This window comes from Rhodococcus sp. T7 (genome assembly GCF_009872365.1).
GTDB lineage: Bacteria > Actinomycetota > Actinomycetes > Mycobacteriales > Mycobacteriaceae > Rhodococcus_F.
This window is the reverse complement of the sequence record NZ_WXYH01000392.1, coordinates 457-8,729: the sequence shown is the minus strand read 5'-3', so window position 1 is coordinate 8,729 and position 8,273 is coordinate 457. Positions and strand designations below refer to the sequence as shown.

1 protein-coding gene is annotated in these 8,273 nt (G+C 63.4%); it reads right to left on the bottom strand.

All coding sequences use genetic code 11. From position 1 onward, the window contains the following. Positions 1-8,273 (bottom strand): non-ribosomal peptide synthetase (locus MLGJGCBP_RS50095; protein WP_201453380.1); only part of this gene is annotated, 8,273 nt, incomplete at both ends.

Here is an 8,273-nt window from a genome sequence, read left to right as displayed (position 1 = left end):
GGCAACGCCTTCCGATCCAACTTGCCCGACGCATTCAGCGGCAACTCCCCCAACACCACAAACGCCGACGGCACCATATAGCCCGGCAGATCCCGCGACGCCGCAGCCTTCAGCACCTGGGCATCGACGACCGCACCCTCACCCGGCACCACATACGCCACCAACTGATCCCCGGCACGCCCATCACCGTGCACCACCACCACAGCCTGCGCCACCGAATCCACGTCACGCAGCACCGATTCGATCTCCCCGAGCTCGATCCGCTGCCCCCGCAACTTCACCTGGAAATCAGTACGACCGATGTACTCCAACTCACCAGAAGCGTTCCACCGCACCAGATCACCCGTGCGATACAAGCGGTCACCACTGCCACCGAACGGATTCGCCACAAACCGCTCCGCCGTCAACTCCGCCCGACGGTGATAACCACGCGCCACCTGCACGCCACCGTGGTACAACTCCCCGACAACACCCACCGGCACCGGCCGCAACCGCGAATCGAGCACATACGCCTGCGTGTTCCACGCGGGACGTCCGATCGGCACAGTCCTCGACAACTCGGCGTCCGCACACGACGACAGAGTTGACGTCACCGTCACCTCGGTAGGACCATAACCGTTGAACAGAGCCACCCCCCGCTGCGCCACCCGCCGGGCAAGGTGCACGCTCGTCGCCTCACCGCCGACGATCACTCGCCGCAGCGAGTCGGGAAGGCGCAGCGATGAATCCGACAACAGCACCTCGAACATCGACGGAACGAAATGCACCGTCGTGATCTGCTCGTCGTCCATCAACCGCGCAAGATACTCCGGGTCACGGTGACCGTCGGGACGGGCAATCACCACCCGCCCACCGGTCTGCAAGGCCCCGAAGCATTCCCACAGCGAGATATCGAACGTAAACGTCGCCTTCAGCAGCACCCGGTCATCAGCATCCGGGCCGAACCGATCCGCCATCCACAACAGATGCGAACTGATCGATCGGTGACTGACCACCACACCCTTCGGTCGCCCCGTCGACCCCGACGTGAACATCACATACGCCGTGTGATCCGGCAGCAACGGTGACACCCGCTCCGCATCCGTCACCGGCGCGCTGTCGAAACCGGACAAATCCACCGCGTCGATCGCCAGCAACGGAACATCGCCCGTCGGCAGATCCTGCGCATCGCCCCGCACCGTCAGCACACACATCGGCGCCGCGGTCTCGAGCACGAACGCATTCCGCTCCCGCGGCTGATCCGGATCCAACGGCACATACCCACCGCCGGCCTTCACCACCGCATACATTCCCACCAACAAATCCAACGAACGGCGCATCGCCACACCCACCAGCGCCTCCGGACCCACACCCTCGGCGATCAACCGGCGAGCGAGCCGGTTCACCCGCGCATCGAACTCGGCGTAGGTCAGCTCCTCACCCTCGAAGACCAGCGCCACATTCCCCGGAGTGCGCAAGACCTGAGCGTCGAACAACGACACCAACGTCGCACCAGCATCCACCGGATGCCCGGTGTCATTCCACCCCGACACCACCAGATCCCGCTCCACCGCATCAAGGATCTCGATCTCCCCCACCGGAATCTCGGGCCTCGATGCGAAGGCATCCAGAATGCGCGCGAGCCGGTCAGCCAGCGATCGCACCGTCGACTCGTCGAACACATCCTGCAGATAGTTCAACGTCAGTCCGACCTGGGCACCCGCAACAATCAACAACGTCAACGGATAATGGGTCGCATCACTCGCCTGCACCCCATCAACACTCATTCCGTCGATGGCGCCGGCCTGCTCCGCCAGACCCTGCTGATCGACCGGATACGACTCGAACACCGTCAACGTGTCGAACAACGCCCCCACACCCGCAGCCCGCTGGATATCGGGCAACCCCAGATAGTGATGATCAAGCAGATCCGCCTGCTCACCCTGCACCCGCATCAACAAAGACTCGACCGACTCCTGCGGATCGAGTCGCACCCGCACCGGCAAGGTGTTGATGAACAACCCCACCATCGACTCCACACCCGGCAACTGCGGCGGACGACCCGACACCGTCGCCCCGAACACCACATCATCACGAGATGTCATCCGGCCCAACAACACACCCCACGCCGCCTGCATCACGGTATTGACCGTCACACCCACACGCGCCGCCAACGACGACAACCGGGCCGTCACCTGCTCGCCCAACGAAACCGCGACCTCACCCGAACGCGAGGTGATCTCCCGACCCGGGTCCGCCGGCGCCAACAGGGTCGGCTCGTCCACACCCGACAACGCCCGCGACCATACCTCCAGGGACACCTGCCGGTCCTGCTCGCCGAGCCACACCAGATACGACCGATACGAACGCACCCGCGGCAACACCGACGCATCCCCGCCGGTGGCATACAACACCAGCAGATCCTTCATCAACAACGGCATCGACCAGCCATCGAGCAGGATGTGATGATTGGCCACCACCAACTTGAACGCACCCTCGGACACCTTCACCAACGTGAACCGGATCAACGGCGGGGTAGCCATCTCGAAAGGCGTGGCCTGATCCTCGTCGAGAACCCGCGCCACCGCCCCCGCACGCTGCCCCTCAGGCACCGCACTCAGATCCACCTCACGCCACGGCACCTGCAGACCATCGACCACCACCTGCACCGAATCACCACGATCATCAGTGACGAACGCGGACCGCAGATTCGGATACCGATCCACCACCGCCTGCGCCGCAGCACGAAGCCGAACAGCGTCGACACTGCCACCGAGGTCGAGGACCATCTGCACCGCATACACGTCCACCGATCCCTCGGCGAGCATCGCATGGAACAACAACCCCGACTGCAACGGCGCCAACGGCCACACATCCGACAACGCCGGGAACCGGGATTCGAACCGCTCGATCTCCACCTGCCCCAACGACACCAACGACAGATCGGACGGCGTCAACCCACCCGCACCCGGACCCTCGGCATGAGAACCCAACGCCGACAACGCCGCAACCCACAGATCGGCCAACTCGGCCACGTCCGACCGCGAGATCGCACCGACCGGGAACGCGAACCCGGCACTGAGCTGAGCCCCCACAGCGGTATCGAGCACGATCGCATTGATATCGACGACCTTGTTCGCCGGCATGTCCGCATCGCCCGGCGCCGAGAAATCACCCAGCCCGCCGGAAGGCAACCACCCCAGATCCGCATACCCCTCCGGGATATCCCCGGAGGAAATCCGCCCCAGATAGTTGAAACTGACCTGCCCCGAAGAGAATCCGCCCAACTGCGCAGCCGTCTCATCGTTGAGATACCGCAGCAACCCGTAACCGACACCCTTGTCCGGGATCGCCAGCAACTGCTCCTTGACCGCCTTCACCACACGCCCGATCGCGGCACCACCGGCAAACGCCTCATCGACATCCACGTCACCGATATCCAACCGCACCGGGAACGCACTGGTGAACCACCCGACCGTCCGCGACAGATCCGCCCCCGCAATCACCGCCTCCTCACGGCCGTGACCCTCGAGCTGGATCAACGTCGACGGCACCACCACTCCGCGCTCACGACGGAACCGACTGACCGCCAACGCCAACGCCGCCAACAACCCGTCATTGACCCCACCACGGAACACTCTCGGCACCGACGTCAACAACGACGCCGTCACCTCCGCCGACACCACCACCTCAACCCGTTCCACGGTGGACTCCACATCCACCACCGGATCGAGCGCACGCACCCCCAACACCGGATCCGGACCCTCGAGCACCGACCGCCACAGCGGCAACTCCGCCACCCGCGTCCCAGCGACGGACTCCTCGACCAGCGCATGCGCCCACCGGCGCATCGACGTCCCCACCGGAGCCAACACCGGCACCTGACCACCCGAGAGCTGCACCCACGCAGACACGAAGTCCGGCACCACAATGCGCCACGACACCCCATCAACGACCAGATGATGCGCCACCACCAGCAACAACCCCGGCCGCGGATCTTCACCCGCCGCCGCCGCGAAGTCGAACCACACGAACTGCACCATCACACCCGCGCCCGGATCCAACCGACCCAACGCCGCATCGAACTCCGCAGACGCCAGATCCGACACCGCCCCCCCGGACAGGCCGACACCCACCTCGACCCGATGCACCAACCCGTCGACATCGACCGCACCCGGCTCGACGACCTCGAGACCCCACCCACGATCATCCTCGACCAACCGTGACCGCAGCATGTCGTGACGATCCACCACCGCCGCGATCGTGCCCACCACACCCGACCGATCGATCCCCGCCGGCACTTCCACCGTCAACTTCTGCGAGAACCGCGAATACCCGCCCCCACGCCCGACCATGAACCGCCCGATCGGGGTCAACGGCATCCACCCCACACCACCACCGGGCAACTCCTCGAGCACCACCGCCACCGCATCCTCGGTCAGGACCGCGACCTCAGCCAACCCGGCGACAGTCTTACGCTCGAACACATCCCGCGGAGAGAACACCACACCCCGCGCCTTCGCCCGCGAGACCAACTGAATCGAGACAATCGAGTCCCCACCCAGCGCGAAGAACGACTCATCGACACCGACCCGCTCCACCCCGAGCACATCGGCGAACACCTCCGCGACGATCTCCTCGACCCGACCCTGCGGCGCCCGGAACACCCGCGCCTGCACCACCGGCTCCGGCAGAGCCTTCCGATCGACCTTCCCGTTGACCGTCAACGGCAACGCATCGAGCACCACCACCGCCGACGGCACCATATGCGCCGGCAACGACGCCCCCACGAAATCCGCCAGTTCCACCGAATCCACCACAGCCGACGACGACGGCACCACATACGACACCAAAACCGTTGCACCGGTAGTGAGTTCCCGATCAACCGTGACCACGGACCCCACACTCGGATGCACAGCGAGCGCCGCATCGATCTCACCGAGCTCGATCCGGAAACCACGCACCTTCACCTGAAAATCCGAGCGCCCCACATACTCGAGCATCAAATCCGCCGTCCACCGCACCACATCACCAGTGCGATACAACCGCGAACCCGACTCACCGAACGGATTCGCCACGAACCGCTCCGACGTCAAACCCGCCCGACCGTGATACCCCCGAGCCAACGCACCACCAGCCAAATACAACTCACCCGACGCACCCGGAACCACCGGCCGCAACCGCGAATCAAGCACCAACGCCGACATCCCGGAAATCGGCCGACCCACCGTCACCGGCCCACCCGCCGACAACTCCGCAAACGACGAAATGATCGTCGTCTCCGTCGGACCATACCCATTGAAATACCTGCGACCCGGCGCCCACTTCGCCAACAAATCCGCAGTCGTCACATCACCACCAACAGAAACAACCTCGAGCTTCTCGAGCCCCACCGGATCAACCGTGCCCAACACTGCCGGAGTGACAATCGTGTGCGTCACCCCCTCATCACGCATCAACCCCGCCAACTCCGCCCCACCAAGAACCGACGGCGGCACAATCACCAACCGCGCACCCACCGAGAACGCCGCCATCCACTCCAACACCGACGGATCGAAACTCGGCGAACAAATATGCAGGAACCGCGACGACGCACTCACCCCATACAACCCGGCAGCGCTCTCCAACACACCCCCGAGACCCGCATGAGTGACACTCACACCCTTCGGCAACCCCGTCGAACCAGAGGTATAGATCACATACGCCACATCAGCAGACCGCAACGGCGACACCCGATCCGCATCAGCAACCGGCCCCCCCGACAACCCCTCACACACCGCCAGCAACGCCGGATCATCAACAACCAACCACGGCACCCCACCAGGCAACCGATCCACAAACCCACTCCCGGTCAACCCCACCACCGCACCGGAATCACTCAACAAAAAACCAACCCGCTCCACCGGATAACCCGGATCAACCGGCACATACGCAGCACCCGACTTCGCCACCGCCCACACCGCGAGAACCATCTCGAACGACCGCGGAAACGCCAACGCCACCACCGACTCCGGACCCACCCCACGCCCAATCAACAACCGCGCCAACCGCGACGACCGCTCATCAAGCTCCCGATACGACACCGACCGGCCCCCAACCCGCACCGCCACCGCATCCGGATCCACACCCACACCCGCAGCCAAAACATCCGGCAACAACCGCACCGGCATAACACCCCCACCATGAACATGCGTCAACACCGCACGCTCATCCCCCGACAACACCTCAATATCACCCACCAACACACCCGGATCCGCAACCACAGCCTCGAGAACCCGCACAAACCGATCCACAAACGACACCACAGTCGACTCATCAAACAAATCCGTCGCATACGTGAACTGCCCCACCAAACCCGCCGCAGCACCCGCGTCGTCGACCGCCTCGGATATGGCCAACTGCAGATCATTCTTTGCGAACGGGACATCGAATTCGACTGCGCTGACCGTCAACCCGGGCAACTCGAACGACGACCCACCAAGATTCTCGAAAGCCAACGCCACCTGAAACAACGGATGACGCGACGTCGACCGCTCAGGATTGAGCACCTCCACCAACCGCTCGAACGGCACATCCGCATGCCCGAAAGCACCCAGATCACCCTCACGAACCCCCGCCAGAAGATCCGCAAAACTCCCACCCGGAACCACCCGCGTCCGCAACACCAAAGTATTGACGAACATCCCGATCACATCATCAAGAGCCTGCTCACCACGACCCGCAATCGGCGTCCCCACCGCAATATCATCACTACCCGACAAACGCGACAACAACACCGCCAACGCCGCATGCACCACCATGAACACCGACGAATTACTGTCCTGGGCCAACTCGACGATACGACGATGAGTCGGCGGCGCGATCGTGAAGGTCACCGAGTTGCCCGTGTACGACGGATAGGCTGGTCGCCGCTTGTCGACGGGCAAATCCAGCTGATCCGGAAGACCGGCCAGCACCGACACCCAATACGATTCCTGCTGCGAGATCAACGACTCCGGATCATCCTCGCTACCGAGCACCTCCCTCTGCCACAACGAATAATCCGCATACTGCACCTCGAGTGGACCCCAACCCGGCACCTGCCCCTGCGTCCGCGCAACATACGCCGACATCACATCCCGCGTCAGCGGACCCATCGAAAAACCATCCGCCGCAATGTGATGCACCACAAACACCAACACATGCTCAGCCGGCGACACCTCGAACAACGCCGCCCGCACCGGCACCCCCGCCGTCACATCAAACCCAGCCGACATCAGGTCCACCACCCGGTCCAGCACCACCCCCTCGGCCACCCGCACCGGCGTCAGATCCGGAACAGCATCCGCAACCGGAACCGCAACCTGAAAACCCACACCATCGATCTCCGGATACACCGTCCGCAACGACTCGTGCCGCGCCACCACATCCGCCACCGCCGCCTGCAACGCAGCCACATCCAACGACCCCGACAACCGAATCGCCACCGGAATATTATTCACCGCAGAACCAGGCTCGAACCGATTCAAAAACCACATCCGAGACTGCGCCAACGACAACGGCACCCGCCCCGGACGCTGTTGCGCCACCAGCGGAACCCGACTGCCGGTGCCGACATGAGAATCCACGGCGGTCGCCAATTCAGCCACTGTCGAGGCGTCAAAGATCATTCCGACAAGAATCCTGATATCCAACGCCGCACCGATCCGGGATGCCGCCCTCGCCGCAATCAGCGAAGTGCCACCGAGATCAAAGAAGTCGTCGTCTGCACCCACTCGCTCGATCCCGAGAATCTCCGCGAACACCCCTGCAATCAATTCCTCGGTATGGGTCGACGGCGGTCGGAACTCGCGGGCGGCGAAAATCGGCTCCGGCAATGCCTCTCGGTCCAGCTTGCCTACCGGCGTCAAGGGAATCTCGTCCAACATCATGATGACCGCGGGCACCATATGCCGAGGGAGCGATTGTCGGACAAACGCTTCCAGTTGCGTTCCGTCGATTCTCGAACCTGAACGCGGCAGAGCGTACGACACCAGGACGGTCTCATCTGAAGGAAGACGACGACCAACAGTGGTTGCGAATTCCACATCGGGATGCGCAGCCAACGCTGCGTCGACCTCCCCCAGTTCGATCCGGAAACCGCGGATCTTGACCTGGAAGTCAGATCGCCCCACGTATTCGATCATGCCGTTCTCGCACCATCGGACAACGTCTCCTGTGCGATAAAGTCTTTCGCCCGCGTTTCCGAACGGGCTCGCCACAAAGCGTTCGGCCGTCAGGCCTGGACGGCGTAGATATCCGCGTGACAGTTGGAC